The organism is Acidaminococcus fermentans, from assembly GCF_009696675.1.
Taxonomy (GTDB): domain Bacteria; phylum Bacillota; class Negativicutes; order Acidaminococcales; family Acidaminococcaceae; genus Acidaminococcus.
On sequence record NZ_VULN01000005.1, the window covers coordinates 120313 to 143014 of the forward strand.

The following is a 22702-nucleotide window of genomic DNA, read 5'->3' on the forward strand; positions in this document are numbered from 1 at the left end:
TCCTTGCCCTTACTGTTGGAGCTGCTGACGGAGATAGGCTTCCGCCACCTGCAGCTGGTTGCTTCCTTCTTCATTGGCGGCTTCCACCACCTGGTCCGGCTCGATGCCCACCTTGTCGATGCTCCGGCCGCTGGGGGTATAATACCGGGCCACGGTCAGCTTCACGGCGGTTTTGTTGCTCAGAAGGAAAATATTCTGGACCACACCCTTGCCATAGGTCTTCACCCCGAAGATTTTCCCGGATCCGGTATCCTGGATGGCGCCGGAGACGATTTCCGCCGCGCTGGCGGTGCCATGGTTCACCAGTACCGCCAGGGGGAAGTCCACTTTTTCCAACGAAGAGGATTCGGTCTGGGTGTTCCCGTCCTTGTCCGTAACGGACACGATGGGACCTTTGGGCACCAGGTACCGGGCTACTTCCACACCGCTTTCCAGAAGGCCTCCCGGGTTGTCCCGCAGGTCCAGTACCAGGGCCTTCATCCCCTTGTCCCGGAGATCCTGGAGGCTGGCACCGAAGTCTTTGCCTGTATCCTCGTTGAAATTGGTCACCCGGATATACCCGATGCCGTTTTCATCCATCCGGCTGTACACGCTTTTCAGCTTGATGTCGCTGCGGGTAACGGTTACATCCCGGGGTTCCTCCTCTCCCCGTTTCAGGGTCAGGGTCACCTGGGATCCGTCCTGCCCCCGGATCTTTTTCACCACCTGGTTCAGAGTCTGGCCGGACAGGTCTTCTCCGTCGATTTTCAGCAGGATGTCCCCGGCTTTGATGCCGGCCTTGTAGGCAGGGGTGTCCTCAATGGGAGCCACCACCACGAACTGGCTGTCCTTTTTCTGGCCCATGACCATGCCCACCCCGCCGAAATGGCCTTCGGTCATGGTGGACAGGGCCTGGAAGTCCTGGTTGTCCAGGTAGGTGGAATAGGGATCGTTCAGGACCCCCACCATGCCTTTGAGCGCCCCGTCATAAATGGCTTTCCGATCGGTTTCCCCTACATAATGTTCCTGGATCAGGTGCATGGTCCGGACGATCTGGAAAAGGGCTCCCGGGTCTCCGATCCAGTTTTTCATCAGATAATAGGTCCCGCCGCTGAACACACCCAGGGACAGGAAGAATACCCCCAGCATCTGGGGGGCTGTATAGCGTTTTTTGAACATAGTTTGCCTCTGTGGGATGCTGCCCGGCAGCATCCCTGTCACTGGTCACTGGTCAATTGTCACTGGCCGCTGGAAGGCAAACGCCGGGCATTTGCCACCGAATGCAGAAATTTTCTCTGCTCTTTACTCTTTTCTCTGCACTCCTGCTTACGGCAGATACTGCAGGGGGCTGACCACTTCTCCGTGGATACGGACTTCGAAATGACAGTGGGGTCCGGTGGAATTGCCGGTGCTGCCGGCCAGGGCGATGGTCTGCCCTTTGCTCACCTGTTCCCCTTCTCCCACGGTAATGGAAGAATTGTGGCCGTACAGGGTCACCATGCCCCCGCCGTGGTCGATCATCACCGCATTGCCATAGCCGCCCATCCAGCCGGCGTACACCACGGTGCCGCTGTCCGCGGCATGGACCGGATCCCCGTAATCGGCGCCGATATCCAGCCCTGCATGGAAGATCTGGGTCCCCCAGATGGGATGGACCCGCCAGCCGAAGGGAGAGGTGATTTCCCCGTTCACCGGCCAGGCCAGCTGGCCGGTGCCTCCTGCCTGGGGCATCATCCGGCCTTCCTGTTCCATCCGCTGAATCATGGCGGTGATTTCCTGGCTGTTCCGCTGGAGTTCTTCATATTCCGCATCCAGCTGGGCTTTTTCCGCCAGAGCCTGTTCATACAGTTTCTGCCGTTCCACCGTCTTCTGTGCCACGATCTGCTGTTCCTTCTGGCCTTCCGCATGGGCAGCTGCCAGCTGGCTCTTGATGTCGTCCAGTTCCGCCTTTTTCGCCAGCAGTTCCTCCCGCTGGGTCTCCAGCCGGTCGATCAGGTTGAAATCCCGGCGGACCACCCGCTGGAGCAGGTACATCCGGGAAGAGAAATCCCGAAAATCCGCCGCTCCCAGCAGCACATCCAGATAGTTCACCTGGCCGTTTTCGTAAATGTCCCGGAGCCGTTTTTTGTACACCGCCCGGCTTTTGTCATATTCCTTCTGTTTGGCTGCCAGGGCCGCCTCGTTCTGACGGATCTTGATTTCCAGAGCCTGCTGCCGGGCCTCGATGGCCGCCAGCTTCCGCTTGGCTTCCGCCAGTTCTTCCTGGGTCAGGATCAGCTGCTCCATGGCATTGCCGATTTCTTTTTTCTTTTCTTCCAGCTGGGCGTCCTTTTCCCCCAGCTGCTGCTGGATCTCGTCCAGCTGGGCCCGCTTCTCCTCAATGGTTTCCGCCCAGGAAACGGAAGCGGACAACTGGGTCCCCAGCAAAAGGAGGGCGGCAGCAAGGGCTGCTTGTTTCTTCATCCCCACCGCCTCCTACACATCCAGGAACTTCCGCAGGGAGATGCTGCTGCCCAGAGCCCCGATCAGGGTCCCCACACAGACCAGTCCCCCGCAAAGCCAGCCCATGGTGGGCCAGCTGGGCAGCATGGGGAAGAAGGCCAGGGTCCCGTAGATCTTGGCTTGGATGGCATTGTACCCTTTGTACAGGGCTGCCGAAGCGATCACCGCCCCCACAAAGCCCATGATCATTCCCTCCAGCAGGAAGGGCCAGCGGATGAACCAGTCAGTGGCCCCCACATATTTCATGATGTTCACTTCCCGGCGCCGGGCAAACACGGTGATCCGGATGGTGTTGGAGATAATGAACAGGGTGGCAATGGCCAGAAGCACGATCAGCAGTACCCCGCCGATCCGGAGCACCCGGGTAAGCTGGAACAGATGTTCCACCACTTCCTGGCCGAACTTGGCGGTTTCCACCCCGGGCATCTGCTGGAACTGGGGCACCAGCTGGGGAATCCGTTCCGGATTGTCCACCTGGATCTCAAAGGAGGCCGGGAAGGGATTGTCCTCTCCCAGGGCCGCCAGCAGCTTCTGCTGTTCTCCCAGACGGCTCTTGAAATCCGCCAGGGCCTGCTCCTTAGTCCGGGGAGTCACCTTCACGATCCCGGGGGTGCTCCGGAGCACTTTTTCCATCTGCTTCAGCTGGTCGGCGGAAGCGCTGTCTTCCATATAGATGGTGACCTGGACCTGGTTCTCCAGATGTCTGGCCAGGTTGTTCACATTGAGCACCATGGTGAGGAACATCCCCAGCACCAGGATGGACAGGGCCACGGTGCTGATGGAGGCGATGCTCATCAGGGAATTCCGCTTCAGAGAGGTAAAGGTCTCCTTGATGTAATACCATTTTGTACTAAACTTCATACCCGTAAACTCCTTTGCGGTCATCCCGGACCAGCCGCCCGTTTTCCAGGGCGATGACCCGTTTCTGCATATAATCCACCATGGTCTTGTCGTGGGTGGCCATCAGGATGGTGGTGCCCCGGCTGTTGATCTGGGTGAAGATTTCCATGATTTCCTTGCTGGTTTCCGGGTCCAGGTTGCCAGTGGGTTCATCAGCGATCACCAGGAGAGGGTCGTTGACAATGGCCCGGGCAATGGCCACCCGCTGCTGTTCGCCCCCGCTCATCTCTCCCGGATAGTTGTCCCCCCGGCCCTTCAGGCCCACCAGTTCCAGCACTTCATTGACCCGCTGCCGGATCTTGTGGCTGGGGGCCTCGATCACCTGCATGGCAAAGGCCACGTTTTCATAGGCGGTCCGGTCGTTGAGCAGCCGGAAGTCCTGGAAGACGATGCCCAGCTGCCGCCGGAGATAGGGAATGTCCCCCCGCTTCAGTTTCATCACATCCACTCCGTCCACCAGGATCTGCCCGGAAGTGGGTTCGATTTCCCGGGAGATCAGCCGGATGAAGGTAGATTTGCCGGCCCCGCTGGGGCCCACCAGGAACACGAACTCTCCCGGTTTGATATGTACGTTGATATCCTCCAGGGCTACCGCCCCGCCAGGATAGACCTTGCCTGCATGACGCATTTCCAGCATGGGATTCCTCCTGTATTTTCATAGGTTGGAAAACCCGGTCCAAAAAAGGCCCGTGGACATCTGTCACCGGGCCAAAAGGGCCAGGGCCCTTCCAATATTGGCTCTGGCTTCTTCCCGGAGGGCACGGATCTGTTCCCGTCCCTGCCGGCCGTCAGAGTTCCAGAGTTTTTCGGCCATGGCCGTCAGTTCTTCCGCCGTCACCTGGCCGATGGTATCCACCACCGTCCCCTTCATGCCATCCACGAACCGGTCCACCTTGGGGTCATAGGAAATGGCCATAAAGGGAACGTCGTTGATGGCGGCAAACACCAGGGCGTGGAGCCGCATGCCGATCAGCAGATGGAGACAGCTGATCAGGTCCTGGTATCCCTGGGTGGAACATTTCTGGTCCAGGATGAACACATCCCGGCGGTTTTCCATAGCCTCCGCCACCTGATTGGACAGTTCCCCGTCCGCCGGGAACTGGAGGGGCACAAAGACAATCTGGGCCTGGAACCGCTTTTTCAGTTCATCCGCCGCCCGGGCAAATTCCCGTACGAACCGTTTTTCTCCCTTCCAGTGCCGGAGGGCAAAGCCCACCAGAGGCCGGGAAGGATCCACCCCCAGTTTTTCCAGGAGCCGGAGGCCCTCCTGTTTCCGGCCTTCCGGAAGGGAGAACACCGCATCGCTGGTCACATGGATGGCGGCAGGATCAAAGCCCATGGATTTCAGATCATCCAGGGACCCGTCGTCCCGGACGGTGATCAGATCCGCCTGCCGGCACACCAGCCGGGTAAGACGGCGGCTGAACCAGCCCCGGATGGGGCCGATGCCCTGGGCAAACAGCATGATTTTCTTCCCCATGACCGCCGCCAGGGCAATCAGGGAAAGATAATAGTAGAGGCTCAGCCGGCTGGTCACGTTCTGGAGCAGGCTGCCGCCTCCGGAAAGGAGCAGATCCGTCCCGGCCATGGCCCGGCAGATTCCAGGCAGGTCGAACCGATGGACCGCCTTCACCGGATGGAGCCGGGCGGTGACTTCCGGATTCCCGGAGATCACCGTCAGCTCCACCTGGGGATCCTGCTGTTTCAGGCTGGTTACAATGGCCGTGAGCATGGCCTCGTCTCCGGCATTGGAAAACCCGTAATAGCCGGAAATCAGGATCTTACCCAAAGGGATTCCTCCTCTTTGCACAGAACGCTGCCACATGGGGATACGCCAGGGCGAAGATGGCAAGGGCAATAAGCCCGGCCACCAGCCCCACTCCGTATCCGTCCAGGGCCCGTACATAACTCATGAGAATGGGCGAACGCATGTGGGCAAAGGTCTGGACGGCACTGCCCTGGCCGATGGCGGCCCCGGTGACGCACAGTCCGTAGAACCAGGTGGGCAGCTTTTTCCAGGCAGCCCAGGCGGCCAGGAAAAAGGCCGGATGGCCGATCATGAATTCCTTTTCCCGGGGCCGGGCCCACATGGTCTCTTCCAGGAAGAACCGGAGCTTCTGCTCAATGGCAGGCACCGGCACCCCGGCCGTATGGCCGCTGCGGCCGATGAACACCCAGGCCACAAAGGCGAAGATGCCCAGGATGCACAGGGCCTTCAGGTTCAGAGGCTGGTTCAGGAAGCCCAGCACCCGGCGGAAAGGCTTCCGCCAGTCTTCTCCCTGCTGCCACAGACCATGGGTCCGGAGGAACAGCAGGCAGGTCAGGACCACCGGCAGCATGAAGGTGGCCTTTACCCCCCGATAAATATCCATTTCCAGCAGGAACCGGGTATCGCTGAGTATGCCTCCCACCATGGATGCCCCGATCAGGGACAGGACGATGGTTTCAAACAGATGGACACAAGTCCGGAGAGCCAAAGCCCCCAGGCTGCCCCGGGATCCGTTTTTCCGCCAGATCCCCATCATCCGGTGCATGCTCAGCACCGGGAAGATCACCGCAGCCCCAAAGGCCACGCCCTGACGGGCCAGGAGCCCCAGGGGGCCGGCAAAAAGGCCGGCAGTCACCAGCACCCCGAAAATGCCCGTGGCTTTGACATAATGCTTTTCAGGGAGTACCCCCAAAAGCAGGAAATACAGGCACCAGGCGGCGGCCAGGGAGAAGGCCATGGGAATGTACCACAGCCGGCTGGGCTGGTATACCTTGTAAATATCCGCCGGCCCCGTGGCAAAGCCCTTGCTGGCCACATCCCTGGTCACCCGGTCCACATAGTCCAGGTTGGTCTGGAGCAGGGTCTTGTTGTCCCGGGGAGTCAGGAAGGTCTTGATGTAGTTCACCCGGATGTTCCGTTCCTCATCCGCCAGGGACCAGCGGCGGAAGGCATCGAACACCTGCATTTTCCGCTGTTCCGCATCGGCGATTACATAGGTCCGGGCCACCTGGTAGTTGGCCAGTCTGGCCAGTTCGGTCATCCCTTCCAGTTTTACGAACTGGAGCTGGGTGACCCCTTCCACCATACCCATGGTAATGTGCCGCTGGAGCAGGTTTTTGGCCACCAGAGGCAGGTACTTGTTGTTCCCCAGCATCTGTTTGCCGCTGCCGATAATCAGGCTCACTTTGGCCCCGCTGTCATCCAGCCGGCGGAAGAAGGCGTTGATCTGTTCCTCTTCGCTGGCGGCGGCTGCGGTATACCGTTCACAGTAGTTGGTGGGACGGATGGCCACCATGAAGCCGTTCTTCGTCACATCCTGGAGCTCATCGGTGGACGGCCCCAGGTCCATTTCCCGGACGCCCCGTTCGTCCCCGGCAATGGGGTTCTTGCTGATGATGGTATCCCCGTCGAACCGGAGGATCAGGGGAGAGGCATTCAGTTCCACGATCCGTTCTTTCCCGAACCGGAGCCGGATGTCCTCTTCTGCTTCCTTCAGGGCCCGTTCACTGGTCCCGGCGGAAATGTACAGGGCATCCACCATAAAGTCCGGATTGTCCACAATGGCCTGCCATTCCGGACGGAGCTGCTGGACCCGGGCCAGTTCCAGGAGCTGGGCCCCGGTGAGCACGTTCACGGACCCTTTCTGGGCCAGTTTGTCCAGGCTGGTGTCGAACACTGTCAGGGTGGTCACCCCCCGGTCCCGGAACTCCTTGAACACCTGCTCCTTGGGAACTCCTTCCTCCTGGGCCATGCGCACCAGGCTGTTGTATTCCATGACCGTTTCGATGGTTTTGTTGGCCCGTTCCACCTGGATCCGCTGCCAGTTCAGGCACAGGGAAGCGGCCAGTCCCAGGCCCACCAGGGCCAGGAACAGTTTCTGATAGGTTTTCATGGTGTCAGACCACCTCTCAGTGTTTCAGGCTGCGGAGATAGGCTTCCACAAACAGGTCCAGATCCCCGTCCATCACCGCCTGGATGTTGCCGGTTTCCGCTCCCGTCCGATGGTCCTTCACCATGGTGTAGGGCTGGAACACATAGGACCGGATCTGGCTGCCCCATTCGATGGCCTGGTAATCCCCGGCGATTTCGCTGATTTTTTTGTCCTGGATGGCCTTTTCATATTCATACAGTTTGGCACGGAGCAGAGCCAGGCAGCGTTCCTTGTTCTGGAGCTGGCTCCGTTCGTTCTGGCACTGGACCACGATCCCGGTGGGAAGGTGGGTCATCCGGACAGCGGAAGAAGTCTTGTTGACGTGCTGTCCGCCGGCACCGCTGGCCCGGTAGTAGTCCACCCGCACATCGTCCATGTTCAGGTTCACTTCCACGGTTTCGTCCAGTTCGGGCATTACATCCACTGCGGCAAAAGAGGTGTGCCGCCGGGCGTTGGCATCGAAGGGAGAGATCCGCACCAGACGGTGGACCCCCTTCTCGCTTTTCAGGAACCCGTAGGCATTGTGTCCCTGGATGGTAAGGGTGGCGCTTTTCACCCCTGCTTCTTCCCCGGGGAGTACATCCAGCAGTTCCACGGAGAATCCCTTCCGTTCCGCATACCGGGTGTACATCCGCAGCAGCATGTTGGTCCAGTCCTGGGCTTCGGTGCCGCCGGCCCCGGCATGGAGGGTCAGGATGGCGTTGTTGGCGTCATACTGGTCGCTGAGGAGCATGCCCAGTTCCAGGTCCGCCAGGGTCTTCCGGGCGGTTTCCACTTCGCTTTCGATTTCACTCTGGAGGCTGTCGTCCTTTTCCTCCATGGCCATTTCCCAGAGGGTCTCCACGTCTTCCAACTTCTGGTTCAGCCCGTGGTAGGTCTCCACTTCGCTTTTCAGGTTGTTGGCTTCCTGGGCCACGGTCTGAGCCTTGTCCGGATCATCCCAGAACCCGGGCGCCGCCATCTGGTGTTCCAGGTCTTCGATCCGCTCTTCCTTCTGGGCAATCTTCAGACCGCCCTTCAGTTCTTCCAGTTTATCTTTCAATTGGGTGATTGCCGGTTTCAGTTCTTCCAGTAACAAGATTTTCCAGCCCTTTCTTTTCGTAATGGTAAAATGGGAAAAACGAAGCCGGGTTTCCCCAGCTCCGTTTGGTGCATCCGTTTTTGTCTCCCCCAGCGGGGATTCGGGGAATGCTGTCCCCGGGCGCTCTTACTGCCGGGGAGCCCCTGCCGGCTTTCCTTCCCCGTGGATTTCCGCAGGAGTCTGAGCACCTTCCGCCGTACCGTCCACATTGGGGTTATTCACGGAAGCGTTGGACAGGTGGTCTTCCACCGTAGGCTGGGTCACCACGTTCACCCGGTACATGTACCGGACCACATCGTCCACAATGGCTTCCTTCATGCCTTCGAACATGTCGTAGGCTTCAAATTTGTATTCCACCAGAGGATCCCGCTGGCCGTAGGCCCGGAGCCCGATTCCTTCCCGGAGGGCATCCATGGCATCCAGGTGTTCCATCCAGTGGGTATCCACCACCTTCAGCATCACCAGGTTTTCCAGTTCCCGCATAATGGGAGCGGTGATGGCGGTTTCCCGTTCGTCGTAGTAATCGTGGGCCACCTTGTGGAGATGTTCCTCCAGTTCTTCCCGGCTCATGTTGGCCAGTTCGTCAGCCTTCAGGCTGCCCTGAGGTGCATAGAATTCCTCTGCGTATTTGATCAGGGAAGGAATGTCCCAGTCCTCGCTGTAGGCTTCTTTGGGAGCGTACATATCCATGGTCCGGTCCACAATGTGGTCCGCCATGCCCAGGACCGTTTCCTTCAGATCGGCCTTTTCCAGGATCTTCCGGCGCTGGTCGTAGATGACTTCCCGCTGTTCGTTCATCACATCGTCATATTCCAGCACGTGTTTCCGGATGTCGAAGTTCCGGCTTTCCACTTTCTTCTGGGCGTTTTCGATGGACCGGGTCACCAGCTTGTGTTCGATAGGTTCGTCTTCGTCCATCCCCAGCTTGTCCATGATCCCGGAAATGTTGTCAGAACCGAACAGCCGCATCAGGTCGTCTTCCAGAGACAGGTAGAAACGGGTGGAACCCGGATCCCCCTGACGGGCGCAGCGGCCCCGGAGCTGATTGTCGATCCGGCGGGATTCGTGCCGTTCCGTACCGATGATGTGGAGACCGCCCAGTTCGGCCACCCCTTCGCCCAGGGTGATATCCGTACCACGGCCGGCCATGTTGGTGGCAATGGTCACGGCCCCCATCTGGCCGGCATCTGCCACGATCTCCGCTTCTTTTTCATGATACTTGGCGTTCAGCACATTGTGCTGGATGCCCTTTTTCTTCAGCATGGCGGACAGTTCCTCGCTCTGGGCGATGGAAGTGGTCCCCACCAGCACCGGCCGGCCTACGGAATGGAGTTCCTCAATGGCCTTCACCACAGCCCGGTACTTGGCTTTCTTGGTTTTGTAGATCACATCCGGGTAGTCGATCCGGATATTGGGTTTGTTGGTGGGCACCACGTAGACGCTGAGCCCGTAAATCTTCTGGAATTCCTGTTCTTCCGTCTTGGCGGTACCGGTCATGCCGGACAGCTTGTCGTACATCCGGAAGTAGTTCTGGAAGGTGATGGTGGCCAGGGTCTGGCTTTCCCGTTCCACCTTCACATGTTCCTTGGCTTCGATGGCCTGGTGCAGCCCTTCGGAATACCGGCGGCCGTACATGAGCCGGCCGGTGAATTCATCCACGATGATGACTTCCCCGTCCTTCACCACATAGTCCCGGTCCCGGATCATCAGTGCCTTGGCCTTCAGGGCTTCCATCAGCTGATGGGACAGATCCGTGCCGTTTTCCGGGTCGTACATGTTCTTTACGCCCAGGAGTTTTTCCGCCTTGGCGATACCGGCTTCGGTAGGAGCCACGGTCTTGAGCTTTTCATCTACGGTGTAGTCTTCTTTTTCCTTGAAGTTCTTCACCACATCCGCCATGATGTTGTACAGATCCGTGGATTTTTCCCCGGGACCGGAAATGATCAGAGGCGTACGGGCTTCATCGATGAGGATGGAGTCCACTTCGTCCACGATGGCATAATGGAGGGGCCGCTGGACCATCTGATCCAGGGACACCACCATATTGTCCCGGAGGTAGTCGAACCCGAATTCGTTGTTGGTGCCGTAGGTGATATCCGCTGCATAGGCTGCCTTCCGGGCGGGGAAATCCATGTCGTGGACAATCAGCCCCACGCTCATCCCCAGGAACCGGTACACCCGGCCCATGTCTTCACTGTCCCGGCGGGCCAGGTAGTCGTTGACGGTGACCACATGGACCCCTTTGCCTTCCAAGGCGTTCAGGTAAGCCGGCAGGGTGGCCACCAAGGTCTTCCCTTCACCGGTACGCATTTCGGCGATGTTCCCCCGGTGGAGGATGCAGCCCCCGATCAGCTGCACATCGAAATGACGCAGCCCCAGCACCCGGCGGGAGGCTTCCCGGACCACGGCAAAAGCTTCCGGCAGCAGGTCATCCAGGGTTTCTCCTTTGGTGAGCCGCAGCCGGAATTCCTGGGTCTTGGCACAGAGGCGGGCATCGCTGAGCCCGGCCATTTCCGGTTCCAGCGCATTGATTTTATCCACATAGCCCTGGCAGACCTTCAATTCTTTCTTATTGGGGTCACCAAAGACCAGTTTCATCAGGTTTTCCAGCAAGTATATCACTCCTCAGTTCTTGTAAGCGCTCCAGGCGCAAATTACCACTATGAATCCATTTTTTAATTGTAGCAAATGCGTATATGAAAGTCAAAAAGAGTCGGGGCAAACGCCCCGGCTCTTTGTAAAAATTTCTTGAATTTACGGGATAACCCAGTTTTCGGAAAAGGTTCAGGCCATTTCCGGATTAATCAGGCCGTAATCCCCGCTTCTTCTCCGGTATACAATGGCGATTTTTTCCGTTTCCGCATTGAAGAAAATGAAGAAATCGTGGTTCAGCATGTTCATCTGCATAATGGCTTCCTGGACGCCCATGGGCCGCATGGCGTAATTCTTGGTACGGGCTACCTTGAATTCCCCGGTTTCTTCCGGTACATCTTCACTGTCTTCTGGCAGCGGAGCCGGTGCCGCATCCTTGAAGTTGCTGTATTTCCGTTTCATCAGGCGGGTCTTGTATTTATGGATCTGCCGTTCGATTTTTTCCACGCACTGGTCAATGGATGCATACATATTTTCAGAAGTTTCCTGGGCCCGCAGTACGATGCCGCTGGCAGGAACCGTGATTTCAACCGTATGTTTGCCTTTTTCCACCCGCATTACCGCGGTGATCTCACCTACCGTCTTGAACTGTTTGGTAATGGTCTGCACGCGTTTTTCCACGTAATCTTTTAATGCCTGGGTGACCTCGATGTTTTTACCACGAACTTTTACTGCCATAATAACTACCTCCTCACCAATGGGACATTTCCCATCGTTGTTATTATACATATTCTACAACTCTTCGGAAATCCCTGCAAAAGAAAATAAAAAAATGTAAATTTTTTTGATAAAAAGAGGCTGCCGCACAGGCAGCAGCCCCTCTCTTACAGGATTTTGGACAGGAAATTCCGGGCCCGTTCGTTTTTGGGATGGGCGAAGAATTCGGTAGGATCTCCCTGTTCCAGGATCTTCCCGCCGTCCAGGAACAGGATCCGGTCTCCCACTTCCCGGGCAAAGCCCATTTCGTGGGTCACCACCACCATGGTCATCCCTTCCTGGGCCAGGTTCTTCATAACATCCAGTACTTCGTTGATCATTTCCGGGTCCAGGGCGGAAGTGGGCTCGTCAAAGAGCATGGCCTTGGGCTTCATGCACAGGGCCCGGGCAATGGCCACCCGCTGCTGCTGGCCCCCGGACAGGCTGCCGGGATAGGCGTCGGCCTTGTTCAACAGGCCCACCTTGTCCAGGTACAGCTTGGCCTTTTCCACCGCTTCTTCCTTCTTTTCGTGGCGGACGATCATGGGAGCCAGGATCAGGTTGTCCATCACCGTCATGTGAGGGAACAGGTTGAACCGCTGGAACACCATCCCCACTTCTTTCCGCACTTCGTTGATGTTGGCTTCCCCGTTGAGGGGGATCCCGTCAAAGGTAATGGAGCCGGCCGTAGGCACTTCCAGATAGTTCAGGCACCGGAGAAAGGTACTTTTCCCGCCGCCGCTGGGGCCGATGACCACCACCACTTCCTGTTCGGCAATGGTCACGTCGATGCCCTTGAGCACCTCGTTGTCCCCATAGCTTTTCCGGAGGCCCTCCACTTTAATCATTTCACTGTTCATCTTTCTTGTACCGCCTTTCCAGGACGCCTACCAAACGGGCCACCGCAAATGTCATAATGAGATAGATGATGGCCACGCTGAGCCAGATTTCAAAAGAGGCATAGGTCCGGGCAATGATCAGCTGGCCCCGGCGGGTCAGTTCTTCGAACCCGATGACGGACACCAGGGAGGAGTCCTTCAGCATGGCGATGAATTCGTTGCCCAGAGGCGGGATGATCCGCTTGAAGGCCTGGGGCAGGATAATGTGGCGCATGGTCTGCCACCAGGTCATGCCCAGGCTCCGGCCGGCTTCCATCTGTCCCTTGTCGATGGATTCGATGCCGCCCCGGAAGATTTCCGCCACATAGGCCCCGGAGTTGATGGAGCAGGCGGAAATGGCAGCCACATAGGCATCCACCCGGTGATGGATTAGGGCCGGCAGGGCAAAGTACACCAGAAAGATCTGGACCAGCAGGGGGGTGCCCCGGAGAAAGGTCACATAGATATCGCCTAAAATGCGCAGGGCCCTGATGCCGCAGAGACGGATCAGGGACACCACTACGCCGATGAAGAGCCCCAGGCCCACACTGGCCGCTGTGATTTCTACAGTAATGCCTGCCCCGGCAAGCAGCAGGGGCAGGGATTCCTTCATGATTTCAAAATTCATGCATTCTCTTCCTTTTCCAGAAACCGCTTATTGAGCGGCTTTGGCATCTTTGCCGAACCATTTGGTGTAGATCTTGTCATATTCACCGTTTTTCTTCAGTTCAGCCAAAGCCTTGTTGAAGTCGGCAGCCAGTTTGCTGTCCTTCTTGAAGGCAAAGCCGTAGGATTCCGCATCCATGGTATCCCCTACGATCTTGTCCTTGTCCTTGCCTTCCTTGGTCAGGTAGTACTGGGCCACAGGCTTGTCGATGATCACCGCGTCAACCCCTTTGTTTTCCAGTTCCAGGAAGACTTCCGCATTGGTGTTGAAGGAAGTCACTTTGGCGCCGGGAACCTTGGCGGCCTTGTCAGCACCAGTGGTGCCGATCTGTACGGCGATCTTCTTCCCTTCCAGGTCTTTGATGCTCTTCACATCGTTGTTGTCCTTGGTCACTACCACTACCAGACCGGAAGTGTAGTAGGGATCAGAGAAGGTCACGGCCTTTTTCCGTTCGTCGGTGATGCTCATGCCTGCGGCCACCGCATCGATGTTGCCGGAGTTCAGGGCCGGGATCAGGGCATCGAAGCCCATGTTCTGGATTTCCACTTTTTTGCCCAGCTGTTTGCCGATGGCCCGGGCCAGGTCCATATCGAATCCGGCGAATTCCTTGGAATCTTTTTCCTGGAATTCGAAAGGAGCAAAGGTGGGTTCGGTCCCTACTTTGATCACTTTCTGGTCATTGGCAGCCTGTTTGGTATCGCTTCCGCAGCCGGCCACGGCCAGCATCAGAGCAGCCAGTACGCACATTACAGCAGAGATTTTTTTCATAATCTTCCCTCCATCTTCATAATGTAATCATTATACAGCGTTGCGTATGTTTATACAACCGGTTTTCGAGAAAAAGGGGCTGCCGCATACGCAGCAGCCCCGTCACCAGCCTCTAGTCACTAGTCTCTGGCTTTTGGAAATCAATTGTACCAATTGATTTTGAATTTGTTTTTCAATGCCAGCAGAGCTGGCTTCCCCCGGCCATTGACAATTGACCACTGACCATTGACAATCTCTTATTCCGCCTTGAACCACTTGTCGTAAATCTTCTGGTATTCTCCGTCTTTCTTCAGTTCAGCCAGGGCTTTGTTCAGCTTGTCGCAGAGTTCTTTGTTTTTCTTGGCAGTGGCGATGCCGTAGAAGTCGCCTTTCTTGGGGGTCCCCACGCTCTTGGCGTACTGGCTGCCCCCCTGTTTCAGGAAGTACTGGAGCACCGGCAGATCGCTGATCACCGCATCGGCGCCGCCGTTTTTCAGTTCCAGGCAGGCCAGGTCGGAGGAATCGAAGGTCTTGACCTTGGCTCCTTCAATGGTTTCCGCATATTTGGCCCCGGTGGTGCCCAGCTGGACGGCAATGGTCTTGCCCTTCAGATCATCCAGACCCTTGATGGCATCGTTATCCTTTTTCACCACGGCCATCAGACCGGATTCATAGTAGGGATCGGTGAAGTTCACTTTCTGTTTCCGGGCATCGGTGATGCTCATGCCAGTGATGGAAACGTCGATGTTCCCGGATTCCAGGGACGGGATCAGTCCGTCAAAGGCGATGCTCTTGATGGTCACCTTTTCATAACCGGCTTTTTTGGCCAGAGCATTGATCAGGTCGATGTCGAAGCCCTGGACCTTGCCGTCCTTCTTGTCGGTAAATTCAAAAGGAGCAAAGGAAGGGTTGGTCCCCACCACCAGTTCCTTTTTGTCAGTGGCTTTTTTGTCGGCGGTGCCGGAGCCCCCGCCGCATCCTGCTGCGGCCACGCACAGCATCAGCCCGGCCAGGATTCCAGCAAGCATCTTCATTTTCTTCATAAATATTCCTCCTCATTTGGCCCATATACTGGCTATTTCGTTATTTGATGGATAAATTATACATCTTTATTTATTTTTATGCAACAAGAAATTCGCATCCGCCAGAATTTCCCACACTTCCGGCTCTTCCAGACCTTTCCTCCAGTAGGCGCTGCCGGCCAGGTTGTACCGGCTGATCAGGGCGTTCTTCAGGGCCAGGCTCCGGGCATCTTCCTGCCATACCCGATGGAGCACCCCCTGTTCCCGGTATTCAAAATAATACTGGGCTTCCTCGCTGCGCCAGGCAGGCACCAGGCCCTTTTCAGCGATCAGCTTCCGGGCTCCGGGCATAGAAAGGGTTTTGGCGCTGACCATTCCGTTTTCTTCTTTCCAGTCCCGCATGTAGAGAGGCATCCCCAGCACCAGTTTTTCCGCCGGCACTTCTTCCAGGGTCTTCCGGATTCCCCGTTCCACCCAGGGCAGGCTGGCTACAGAGCCGGCTACTTTGGACAGCCGGTGGTGTTCATCGTAGGCCATGAGCATTACATAGTCCACCTGTTCGCTGAGGGCCTTCCGGTCATAGCACCGGGACCAGTTCCCGTTGTCAGAAGGCACGGTCACGTCTATGGATACCGTGTACCCTTCCTGGCGGAGGGGCCCTGCGATTTCTCCCACAAAGGCGGTGAGCCGGTCGCTGTCTTCTGCCCGGATGTTCTCGAAATCCAGGTTGATGCCGTCCAGCTGGTACTTTCGGGCCAGGGCCAGGAGCCCTTCTGCTGCATTTTTCCGGCCGGCCGGATTGTCCAAAAGCCCGTGGGTCAGGTCCGGGTCGAACCCGTTGGTAATAAGGGCCCACACCCGGTATCCCTTGGCATGGGCCTGGGGCGCATAGTCCAGGGAGGCGTTCTTTTCTTCCATATTCCCATCCGTATCCCGGATCACGAACCAGCTGGGAGAAAGGACGGTGATCCCGGGAAGCTTCTTCTCCCTGGCCAGGGTGGAAGGCTTTTCTCCCGGAGCCTGCCAGTCCCACACCAGCCCCACTGGCCCTTCCACCTTCCGGGGACGGTAAGGTTCCTGGACCGGGGGATTTTTCCCCTTCTCCGGTCCCGCCGGTTCTGGAGTCCGGGCACAGGCGGTGCCCGTAAGGGTCATCAGGCAAAGGCAGAAAATACAGATCCATCGTTTGTCCACACGATCTCCTCCTCACTGTTTTGTGGGGCATCGGATCAGCGTCCCCACGGTACCCAAGGTACCGTTTGATTGCCGCCAGCCCCCTCTTCACTCTTCCCTGCTGTTACGGCTTCAGGTTCCCCTTCTCCACATTCCTGTCAATGATGGCCTGGACGGCCTGGGCGATTTTTTCGCTGCCTTCGTGGGTCCGGGCATTCCGTTTTTCCACCTGCTGCCGGCCCACCTGGTGGAGCCGCCAGTCTTTTCCGTTGTTGGCGTCATTGAGAAGGATGGGCTGGAAATTGTCCAGGGCATGGGCATACCGGGCTTCCGGGGTGTCTCCCCGGTCGAATTCCTCAAACAGGTCCCGGAATTCCCGGGCCTGGTCTTCCGGCAGCAGTCCGAAAATCCGGTCCGCCGCCTTTTCCTCCCGTTCCCGCTGGGTCTTCACCGCATCCGGGTCGTAGGCATAGGTGTCCCCGGCATCGATTTCCACCACATCGTGGAGAAGGATCATCAAAAGGGTCCGGGCCAGGTCAAAAGGTTCGTTGGCGTATTCCTTCAATAAACAGGCCATCACCCCCATATGCCAAGCATGTTCCGCATCGTTTTCCTGCCGCCGGTATCCGGTCAGATGGGTCTGCCGGAGAATGATCTTTTCCTTGTCCAGCTCCAGGATGAACCGGAGCTGTTTGGCAAAACGTGAATCGTCATTCATACTGTTTCCATTCCTCCCTTGCAAATGGTGCTTTAAAATTTATTATATCATGGAAAAGAAGACAGGCACCCGAATTATGGTAACCCTGCCCACTCACGCCGCTCAGGCGGATTCCATCGGCTATTCCTTTGTAAAAACCGCCGAAGACATGGAACGACTCCAGCAGGAACTGCACCAGCGAGTTCAAGGGGTTGAAAAGAGCAAAAAAGTATAGAAATGGAGGCCAGACGCGGCAGCGTTTGGCCTCTGACAATACGGGATTCCCTGCGTCCTCTCACCACAATCCCAGCACTTGTTGCAGAGCCAGGCTCACCACAGTGATGCCAATCCAGCAGCATCCTCCCAGAAGAATGGGTTTGCCGCCAGTGCGGATCAGTTTCACAAGGTTACTGTTCAGCCCTATGGCAGCCATGGCCATAACGATGAGAAACTTGCTCAGGGTCTTCATGGGGGCAAACAGGGTGGCTGAAATGCCCATTTGGAGGGCCAGGGTGGTGACCAGGGACGCCAGGATAAAATACAGCACAAACACGGGAACAGCCTGGGCCAAACGGAACTTTTTCCCGGCCGCCGCTTCTTTCTTCCCGTAATACAGGGACAGGCCCAGAGTAATGGGGATAATGGCCAGGGTCCGGGTAAGCTTCACCGTCACAGCCTTGTCCAGGGTAGCGGTCCCCAGGTTCCACATGCTGTCCCAGGTGGCTGCGGCCGCAGTTACAGAGGAAGTGTCATTCACCGCCGTGCCTGCAAAGATCCCGAACCCTTCCCCGCTGGTGGTGCTGAATCCCAGTGCCGACCCCAGGAGGGGGAACAGGATGGCCGCCAGTACGTTGAAGAAGAAGATGACGGAAATGGCCTGGGCCACTTCTTCATCATCCGCATGGATGGCCGGAGCCGCGGCGGCAATGGCGGATCCCCCGCAGATGGAAGACCCCACCCCCACCAGAGTGGAGATTTTCGTGGGGATGTCCATAAGCCGGTGGAGTCCATAGGCCAGCACCAGGGAGGTGGTAATGGTAGCCAGGATAATGGGCAGGGACTGTTTCCCCGTAGCCGCCACCACATGGAGATCCAGCCCGAATCCCAGGAACACCACTGCCGACTGGAGGATGATTTTGCTGGTCCACTGGATACCCGGAGCCGCCGCCCCTTTCTCCTTCCAGAACAGGGTAATGACCATCCCCAGGAGAATGGCAATCACCGGTCCTCCCACCACCGGGAAATGCTGCCCCAGCAGCCAGGACGGCAGGGCAATGGCCAGACAGGCCAGGATTCCTTTTCCTCTTTTTTCCATCAGTAACTTCCTCCTTCACTTCAAAGCATCTTGTTGTATTATAGATGCTCTATTTAAAAAGCGGAAATTATGGTTTATAATGAACCCATAAAATACCCTTATGGAGGAACTGATGGATACCCAGCTGCGCACTTTTTTGACGGTCTGTGAAACCATGAACTTCACCCAGGCGGCCCGGAAACTGTTCCTGACCCAGCCGGCGGTTTCCCAGCACATCCACACCCTGGAAAAGAAATACGGGCTGCCTCTTTTTGCCCACCGGGGCCGGAACCTGGAACTGACCCCTGCCGGAAAGACCCTGGCCGCCTACGCCCGACTGCTCCAGACCGATGAGGCCCTGCTGGTCCGGAAGATGGAAGCCTGTCAGCAGGGTGTCCGCCGTCTCACCTTCGGGGTGACCCTTACCATCGGGGAATACGGCATTGCCCGGCCGGCAGCCCAGTATCTGAAGGCCCATCCGGAGGTGGAACTGACCCTGATTTTCGGGAATACCCGGGAACTGCTCCAGCAGCTGGACCGGGGGACGTTGGATTTTGCCCTGGTGGAAGGGTACTATCCTCCGGAATCCTATGACCACCTGCTGTTCCGGCTGGAACCGTTCGTCCCGGTATGCGCCGCCCGGCACCAGTTTGCCCGGGAGCCCCAGCTGTGCCGGGATCTTCTGCCGGAACGGCTGCTGGTCCGGGAACCTGGTTCCGGGACCCGGAACATCCTGGAACGGAACCTGGCCCTCCAGGGCATTACCCTGGACCAGTTCGCCCACCGGGCCCAGGTGGGAAACATGCACGCCCTGATCCAGCTGCTGGAAGAGGACTGCGGCATCACTTTCCTGTACCGGATTGCCGTAGAAAAAGAGGCAGCCGCCGGTCGGGTCCGGCTGCTGCCTCTGAAAGATTTTTCCATGGTCCACCCTTTTGATTTCATCTGGCCCAAAGACAGCCTCTTCGCTCCGGAAATCCGGGTCATCTGTCAGGAACTGATGGAATCCAAAGGGAATTCTCCCTATTCTTCTTTGACCAGACGGTTGTAAAGCTCCCGTTTGGGCACTTTGTAAGCCTTGGCCACCTGGGCCAGGGCTTCTTTTTTGTCCGTACCCCGGGCCATCAGGTCTTTCACTGCCTCCAGCGGGTCCCCCTGGGGCTCCTGTTTTTCCATTTTTCCCTGTTCCACCACCAGGACGAATTCTCCCCGGGGAGGATTTTCCAGCAGATGCTGGCGGCAGGTGGAAATGGTCCCCCGGAAGAACTCTTCGTGGAGCTTGGTAAGTTCCCGTCCCAGGGTCATTTTCCGGTCTCCCCACACTTCCTCCATATCCTGGAGCACGTCCAGGATCCGGTGAGGGGCTTCATACAGTACCAGGGTAGCCGGGATATGCTTCCATTCCTCCAGCTTTTCCTTCCGGTTTTTCCGGCTTTTGGGCAGGAAGGCCCCAAAAAAGAAGGGAGTGCTGGGGAGACCGGAAGCCACCAGGGCCGTGAGACAGGCATTGGCTCCCGGCACCGGAACCACCGGGATCCCGGCAGCAATGGCCTGCTGGGCAATCATCTCTCCCGGGTCCGATATCCCCGGAAATCCGGCGTCAGTGACCAGGGCGATGTTTTTCCCTGCCTCCAGGGCTTCCAGCAGCACCGGCCCCTGTTTTTCCTTGTTGTGTTCATGGTAGCTGATCAGCTGGCCGTGGATTCCGAAATGGGTCAGCAGCTGCCGGGTATGCCGGGTATCTTCCGCGGCGATCAGATCCGCCTCCTGGAGCACCCGCACCGCCCGGGGAGTCATGTCTTCCAGGTTCCCGATGGGAGTGGCGCATAGGTACAGGTTCCCTTTATTATTTTCCATGGGTTTCGTCCCCTTTCAATGCATAATAGGCCAGTGTTTCCCGGCTGTAGGAGCCGTCCGGATCGTACATGCACAACGGGGGCAGCACTTCCAGTCCGGGCTTTCCCCCTTTGACGAATTCCGCCAGGAAGATCCAGGCCGGCCGGTCCACATAGGCATGGACCCACTGGAGCCGTTTCAGTTCCAGCTGGTACCGGATCCCCAGCTTCACCGCATCGGTGAACCGTTCCGGCAGCTGGACCAGAGCGAACCGGCCCCGGGTCTTCAGAGACCAGGCGGCGGCCGCAAAAAAATCCTCCAGGGTGGTGCCTGTTTCATGACAGGCGGCCTGACCCACCTGACGCCGCCGTCCCCCGATCCGGTAGGGCGGATTGGCCGCCACCAGGTCCAGGGCATCGCAGGGCAGCTGGGTCCGGTATTCCCGCAAATCGCACACCCGGCCCTCCACCCGATGTTCCAGATGGTTTTCCCGGATGCTCCGCTGGAACAGATCCACCACATGGGGATTCACATCCACCCCCAGCACCTTTTCCGCTCCCCGGTTGGCCAGAAGCAGGCTCACCGCTCCGGTGCCGCAGCCCAGTTCCAGGGCCTTGGCCTTCCGGACCAAGTGGGGAAAAGCGGCCAGGAACACCGCATCCGTGGTAAAGCAGAATTCCCGGCTGTCCTGCCAGATCCGGGTGGTCCCGTCCGGCAGGCAGTCCAGCCGTTCCGTATTTTCCATTACTTCTCCGCCCGGGAGGATTCCACGATCTCATCCCAGGAGACCACCACCCGGTTCCCCGGGGACAGTTCCACCGTCACGGTCTGTTCCCGGCGGCTGATGGTCATGACCATCCCTTCCCCGCTGGGGGTCACCACTTTCATCCCGGGACGGGGCACCATGGGCCGGGGTTCCTTTTTCTTTTCCCGTTTCTTGCAGCAGTTGCCGCAGTACATGTCGCTTTCATATTTCAGGCAGCACAGGAGCCGGCCGCAGATCCCGGAGATCTTGGTGGGATTCAGGGACAGGTTCTGTTCTTTGGCCATTTTGATGGACACCGGCTCAAAATCCCCCAGGAAGGTGGAGCAGCACAAAGGACGGCCGCAGCAGCCGATGCCTCCCAGCATCTTGGCTTCGTCCCGGACCCCGATCTGCCGCAGCTCAATCCGGGTGCGGAACACTGCCGCCAGATCCTTCACCAGTTCCCGGAAATCGATCCGGCCGTCGGCGGTGAAATAGAAGATGATCTTGCCCACATCAAAAGTGTATTCCACGTTGACCAGACGCATTTCCAGCTTCCGGGCAGCGATTTTTTTCTCACAGATCACAAAGGCTTCTTTTTCTTTCCGGTGGTTTTCCGCCACTTTCCGGGCGTCGGCTTCCGTAGCCTTCCGAATCACCGTTTTCAGAGGAGAGACGATCTTGCTGTCCTCCACTTCCTGCCGGGGAATCACCACTTCCCCGTATTCAATGCCCCGGGAGGTTTCCACAATGGCATGGTCTCCCTTTGCCAGGTCGTAGTTCCCCGGGGAAAAATAATAGATCTTCCCGGCCCGTTTGAACCGGATTCCAACGATGGTTACCATTTTTTCTCCTTTATTCCAGCATTCCATGGAGTTCCAGTGCCAGAGCCTCCACTGCCATCCGGCGGGTCACAAAGGACGCCAGGGCCCGGCGGCACTTTTCTTCCAGTTCCAGGGCCTGACGGAGCATCTTCTCCGACCAGCCTGCAAAACACAGGCCCAGCCTCTGGCGCAGATCTTCATTGTACAAAACCTGGGGCAGCCCGCTTTCCAGGATCAGACCGTCCCGTAACAGGAGGAGCAGCAGCTCCATGAGCACCAGGCTCTCCTGCCGGTCGTTTTTCAGCATCCAAGGCAGGCTGTCCGCGTAGACCAGGATATCCTCCCGGCCCGCCTGTTCCAGCAGGTCCAGGATGTTTTCCCGCAGCTTCAAGGCATCCAGCCGGAACCAGGTCAGGGCCTTGCCGGCAGAACCTCCTGCCAGCCGGGCCAGCACCGGCAGTTCCCGGCGCCATTTGGCTTCCACCTGGGCCAGGTCCTCTTCAGCCATATCTTCCGGACGGTCCCCTTCTCCCAGATGGATGGACGCCAGCACCTGTTCCGTTTCCGCCATGGAAAGAGGATCGAACCGGAGCTCCATCACCCGGGACCGGATGGTGGGCAGCAGTTTTTCCCGGCCGTCTGCCACCAAAAGGAACAGCCAGTAGTCCGGGGGCTCCTCCAGCAGCTTCAGCAGGCTGTTCTGGGCCTCTTCCCGGAGGGTATGGGCCTCATCGATGAGACACACCTTGTACCGGGACAATACGGGCCCGAAGGCAGCACTGGCCGCCAGCTGATGGATGGCCTCCACCCCGATGGTCCGGCTTTTGCCCCCGGGCTCCACCTGGATGAAATCCGGATGGCTGTCACTGTCCATGGCCCGGCAGCTCCGGCAGGTACAGGGGACCAGGGGATCTTCCAGGCACAGGAAACTTTTGGCGAAGGCCCGGGCCATTTTTTTCTTCCCGATGCCTTCCGGCCCACAGAACAGCAGAGAAGGCGTCTTCCGGGTCCCTTTGAGCATATTCTCCAGGAAGGTTTTGTTGGTTTCATGTCCGATGATGGATTCCCACATGGCTTTCCCCTTCCTGC

General features: G+C 57.8%; 22 protein-coding genes. 2 read left to right on the forward strand and 20 right to left on the reverse strand.

The genetic code is table 11. The features are described 5' to 3' along the window. Positions 1 to 9: 9 nt before the first annotated feature. The 15 genes from FX155_RS04945 to FX155_RS05015 form a co-directional block, all read right to left on the reverse strand. Entirely contained in the window at positions 10 to 1158 is a 1149-nt protein-coding gene (locus FX155_RS04945) for a S41 family peptidase (protein WP_154487930.1), read from the reverse strand. Positions 1159 to 1305: 147 nt separating this feature from the next. Continuing rightward, on the reverse strand, positions 1306 to 2442 hold the full coding sequence (locus tag FX155_RS04950) for a murein hydrolase activator EnvC family protein (protein WP_022488374.1): 1137 nt from the start codon (positions 2440 to 2442) through the stop codon (positions 1306 to 1308). A 12-nt stretch (positions 2443 to 2454) separates the two neighbouring features. Beyond that, positions 2455 to 3342, reverse strand: a complete 888-nt coding sequence (gene ftsX / locus FX155_RS04955; protein ID WP_022488373.1) for a permease-like cell division protein FtsX — start codon at positions 3340 to 3342, stop codon at positions 2455 to 2457. Continuing rightward, positions 3332 to 4018, reverse strand: coding sequence for a cell division ATP-binding protein FtsE (gene ftsE, locus FX155_RS04960; protein ID WP_154487931.1), 687 nt, complete (start codon positions 4016 to 4018; stop codon positions 3332 to 3334). The genes ftsX and ftsE overlap by 11 nt, the downstream gene beginning before the upstream one ends. A 63-nt stretch (positions 4019 to 4081) precedes the next feature. Next, positions 4082 to 5170 (reverse strand): polysaccharide pyruvyl transferase CsaB, encoded by a 1089-nt coding sequence (csaB, locus tag FX155_RS04965; RefSeq protein WP_022488371.1) that lies wholly within the window; start codon positions 5168 to 5170, stop codon positions 4082 to 4084. Continuing rightward, a complete protein-coding gene (locus tag FX155_RS04970; RefSeq protein WP_154487932.1) occupies positions 5163 to 7262 on the reverse strand; it encodes a DUF5693 family protein in 2100 nt (699 codons plus the stop codon). The genes csaB and FX155_RS04970 overlap by 8 nt, the downstream gene beginning before the upstream one ends. 16 nt (positions 7263 to 7278) lie before the next feature. Next, positions 7279 to 8379 carry a peptide chain release factor 2 gene (prfB, locus tag FX155_RS04975; RefSeq protein WP_022488369.1) on the reverse strand — a complete coding sequence of 367 codons (1101 nt, stop codon included), beginning with the start codon at positions 8377 to 8379 and terminating at the stop codon, positions 7279 to 7281. Positions 8380 to 8508: 129 nt separating this feature from the next. Then, on the reverse strand, positions 8509 to 10980 hold the full coding sequence (secA, locus tag FX155_RS04980; protein WP_353844354.1) for a preprotein translocase subunit SecA: 2472 nt from the start codon (positions 10978 to 10980) through the stop codon (positions 8509 to 8511). 186 nt (positions 10981 to 11166) lie between these two features. Beyond that, positions 11167 to 11712: a ribosome hibernation-promoting factor, HPF/YfiA family gene (gene hpf / locus FX155_RS04985; RefSeq protein WP_154487933.1), complete on the reverse strand. Its 546-nt coding sequence runs from the start codon at positions 11710 to 11712 to the stop codon at positions 11167 to 11169. A 146-nt stretch (positions 11713 to 11858) separates the two neighbouring features. Beyond that, a complete protein-coding gene (locus FX155_RS04990) occupies positions 11859 to 12578 on the reverse strand; it encodes an amino acid ABC transporter ATP-binding protein (protein WP_154487954.1) in 720 nt (239 codons plus the stop codon). A gap of 1 nt (position 12579) precedes the next feature. Beyond that, a complete protein-coding gene (locus FX155_RS04995; RefSeq protein WP_154487934.1) occupies positions 12580 to 13236 on the reverse strand; it encodes an amino acid ABC transporter permease in 657 nt (218 codons plus the stop codon). A gap of 27 nt (positions 13237 to 13263) precedes the next feature. Then, complete coding sequence (locus FX155_RS05000) at positions 13264 to 14043, reverse strand: basic amino acid ABC transporter substrate-binding protein (RefSeq protein ID WP_154487935.1); 780 nt, start codon at positions 14041 to 14043, stop codon at positions 13264 to 13266. A 236-nt stretch (positions 14044 to 14279) separates the two neighbouring features. Continuing rightward, positions 14280 to 15065: a basic amino acid ABC transporter substrate-binding protein gene (locus FX155_RS05005; protein WP_154487936.1), complete on the reverse strand. Its 786-nt coding sequence runs from the start codon at positions 15063 to 15065 to the stop codon at positions 14280 to 14282. Between the two features lie 66 nt (positions 15066 to 15131). Then, a complete protein-coding gene (locus tag FX155_RS05010; protein ID WP_288310523.1) occupies positions 15132 to 16238 on the reverse strand; it encodes a glycosyl hydrolase family 18 protein in 1107 nt (368 codons plus the stop codon). 103 nt (positions 16239 to 16341) lie between these two features. Further along, the gene (locus FX155_RS05015) at positions 16342 to 16935 is read right to left on the reverse strand and encodes an HD domain-containing protein (protein WP_154487937.1); all 594 of its coding nucleotides are present in this window, start codon (positions 16933 to 16935) and stop codon (positions 16342 to 16344) included. A 49-nt stretch (positions 16936 to 16984) separates the two neighbouring features. Between FX155_RS05015 and FX155_RS05020 the strand changes: the two genes are divergently transcribed. Next, positions 16985 to 17149, forward strand: a complete 165-nt coding sequence (locus tag FX155_RS05020) for a hypothetical protein (RefSeq protein ID WP_154487938.1) — start codon at positions 16985 to 16987, stop codon at positions 17147 to 17149. A gap of 60 nt (positions 17150 to 17209) precedes the next feature. On the opposite strand, the gene FX155_RS05025 is transcribed toward FX155_RS05020, so the two are convergent. Further along, positions 17210 to 18229, reverse strand: a complete 1020-nt coding sequence (locus FX155_RS05025; RefSeq protein ID WP_022488359.1) for a YeiH family protein — start codon at positions 18227 to 18229, stop codon at positions 17210 to 17212. Positions 18230 to 18338: 109 nt separating this feature from the next. On the opposite strand from FX155_RS05025, the gene FX155_RS05030 reads away from it, so the two are divergent. Continuing rightward, the gene (locus FX155_RS05030; protein WP_154487956.1) at positions 18339 to 19259 is read left to right on the forward strand and encodes a LysR family transcriptional regulator; all 921 of its coding nucleotides are present in this window, start codon (positions 18339 to 18341) and stop codon (positions 19257 to 19259) included. Here FX155_RS05030 and rsmI read toward each other — a convergent pair. The 4 genes from rsmI to FX155_RS05050 are packed head-to-tail and all read right to left on the reverse strand — an operon-like array spanning position 19232 to position 22685. Beyond that, positions 19232 to 20065, reverse strand: a complete 834-nt coding sequence (gene rsmI, locus FX155_RS05035) for a 16S rRNA (cytidine(1402)-2'-O)-methyltransferase (protein WP_022488357.1) — start codon at positions 20063 to 20065, stop codon at positions 19232 to 19234. The two genes, FX155_RS05030 and rsmI, sit on opposite strands and share 28 nt — an antisense overlap. Further along, a complete protein-coding gene (locus tag FX155_RS05040; protein WP_154487939.1) occupies positions 20055 to 20789 on the reverse strand; it encodes a tRNA1(Val) (adenine(37)-N6)-methyltransferase in 735 nt (244 codons plus the stop codon). Before FX155_RS05040 ends, rsmI begins: the two co-directional genes overlap by 11 nt. After that, positions 20789 to 21634, reverse strand: coding sequence for a PSP1 domain-containing protein (locus FX155_RS05045; protein WP_022488355.1), 846 nt, complete (start codon positions 21632 to 21634; stop codon positions 20789 to 20791). The genes FX155_RS05040 and FX155_RS05045 overlap by 1 nt, the downstream gene beginning before the upstream one ends. Positions 21635 to 21644: 10 nt before the next feature. Next, entirely contained in the window at positions 21645 to 22685 is a 1041-nt protein-coding gene (locus tag FX155_RS05050; RefSeq protein ID WP_022488354.1) for an ATP-binding protein, read from the reverse strand. Positions 22686 to 22702 lie beyond the last annotated feature (17 nt).

Excerpts from the sequence above, each read along its gene's own strand:
- FX155_RS05045 (WP_022488355.1), bottom strand. The coding sequence starts at position 21,634 with ATGGTAACCATCGTTGGAATCCGGTTCAAACGGGCCGGGAAGATCTAT.
- FX155_RS04950 (WP_022488374.1), bottom strand. The coding sequence starts at position 2,442 with ATGAAGAAACAAGCAGCCCTTGCTGCCGCCCTCCTTTTGCTGGGGACC.
- ftsX (WP_022488373.1), bottom strand. The coding sequence starts at position 3,342 with ATGAAGTTTAGTACAAAATGGTATTACATCAAGGAGACCTTTACCTCT.
- FX155_RS04990 (WP_154487954.1), bottom strand. The coding sequence starts at position 12,578 with ATGATTAAAGTGGAGGGCCTCCGGAAAAGCTATGGGGACAACGAGGTG.
- FX155_RS05000 (WP_154487935.1), bottom strand. The coding sequence starts at position 14,043 with ATGAAAAAAATCTCTGCTGTAATGTGCGTACTGGCTGCTCTGATGCTG.
- FX155_RS05025 (WP_022488359.1), bottom strand. The coding sequence starts at position 18,229 with ATGGAAAAAAGAGGAAAAGGAATCCTGGCCTGTCTGGCCATTGCCCTG.
- FX155_RS05015 (WP_154487937.1), bottom strand. The coding sequence starts at position 16,935 with ATGAATGACGATTCACGTTTTGCCAAACAGCTCCGGTTCATCCTGGAG.
- FX155_RS05040 (WP_154487939.1), bottom strand. The coding sequence starts at position 20,789 with ATGGAAAATACGGAACGGCTGGACTGCCTGCCGGACGGGACCACCCGG.
- FX155_RS04970 (WP_154487932.1), bottom strand. The coding sequence starts at position 7,262 with ATGAAAACCTATCAGAAACTGTTCCTGGCCCTGGTGGGCCTGGGACTG.
- FX155_RS05050 (WP_022488354.1), bottom strand. The coding sequence starts at position 22,685 with ATGTGGGAATCCATCATCGGACATGAAACCAACAAAACCTTCCTGGAG.
- FX155_RS05005 (WP_154487936.1), bottom strand. The coding sequence starts at position 15,065 with ATGAAGAAAATGAAGATGCTTGCTGGAATCCTGGCCGGGCTGATGCTG.
- FX155_RS04945 (WP_154487930.1), bottom strand. The coding sequence starts at position 1,158 with ATGTTCAAAAAACGCTATACAGCCCCCCAGATGCTGGGGGTATTCTTC.
- FX155_RS04995 (WP_154487934.1), bottom strand. The coding sequence starts at position 13,236 with ATGAATTTTGAAATCATGAAGGAATCCCTGCCCCTGCTGCTTGCCGGG.
- secA (WP_353844354.1), bottom strand. The coding sequence starts at position 10,980 with ATGAAACTGGTCTTTGGTGACCCCAATAAGAAAGAATTGAAGGTCTGC.
- ftsE (WP_154487931.1), bottom strand. The coding sequence starts at position 4,018 with ATGCTGGAAATGCGTCATGCAGGCAAGGTCTATCCTGGCGGGGCGGTA.
- rsmI (WP_022488357.1), bottom strand. The coding sequence starts at position 20,065 with ATGGAAAATAATAAAGGGAACCTGTACCTATGCGCCACTCCCATCGGG.
- hpf (WP_154487933.1), bottom strand. The coding sequence starts at position 11,712 with ATGGCAGTAAAAGTTCGTGGTAAAAACATCGAGGTCACCCAGGCATTA.
- FX155_RS05020 (WP_154487938.1), top strand. The coding sequence starts at position 16,985 with ATGGAAAAGAAGACAGGCACCCGAATTATGGTAACCCTGCCCACTCAC.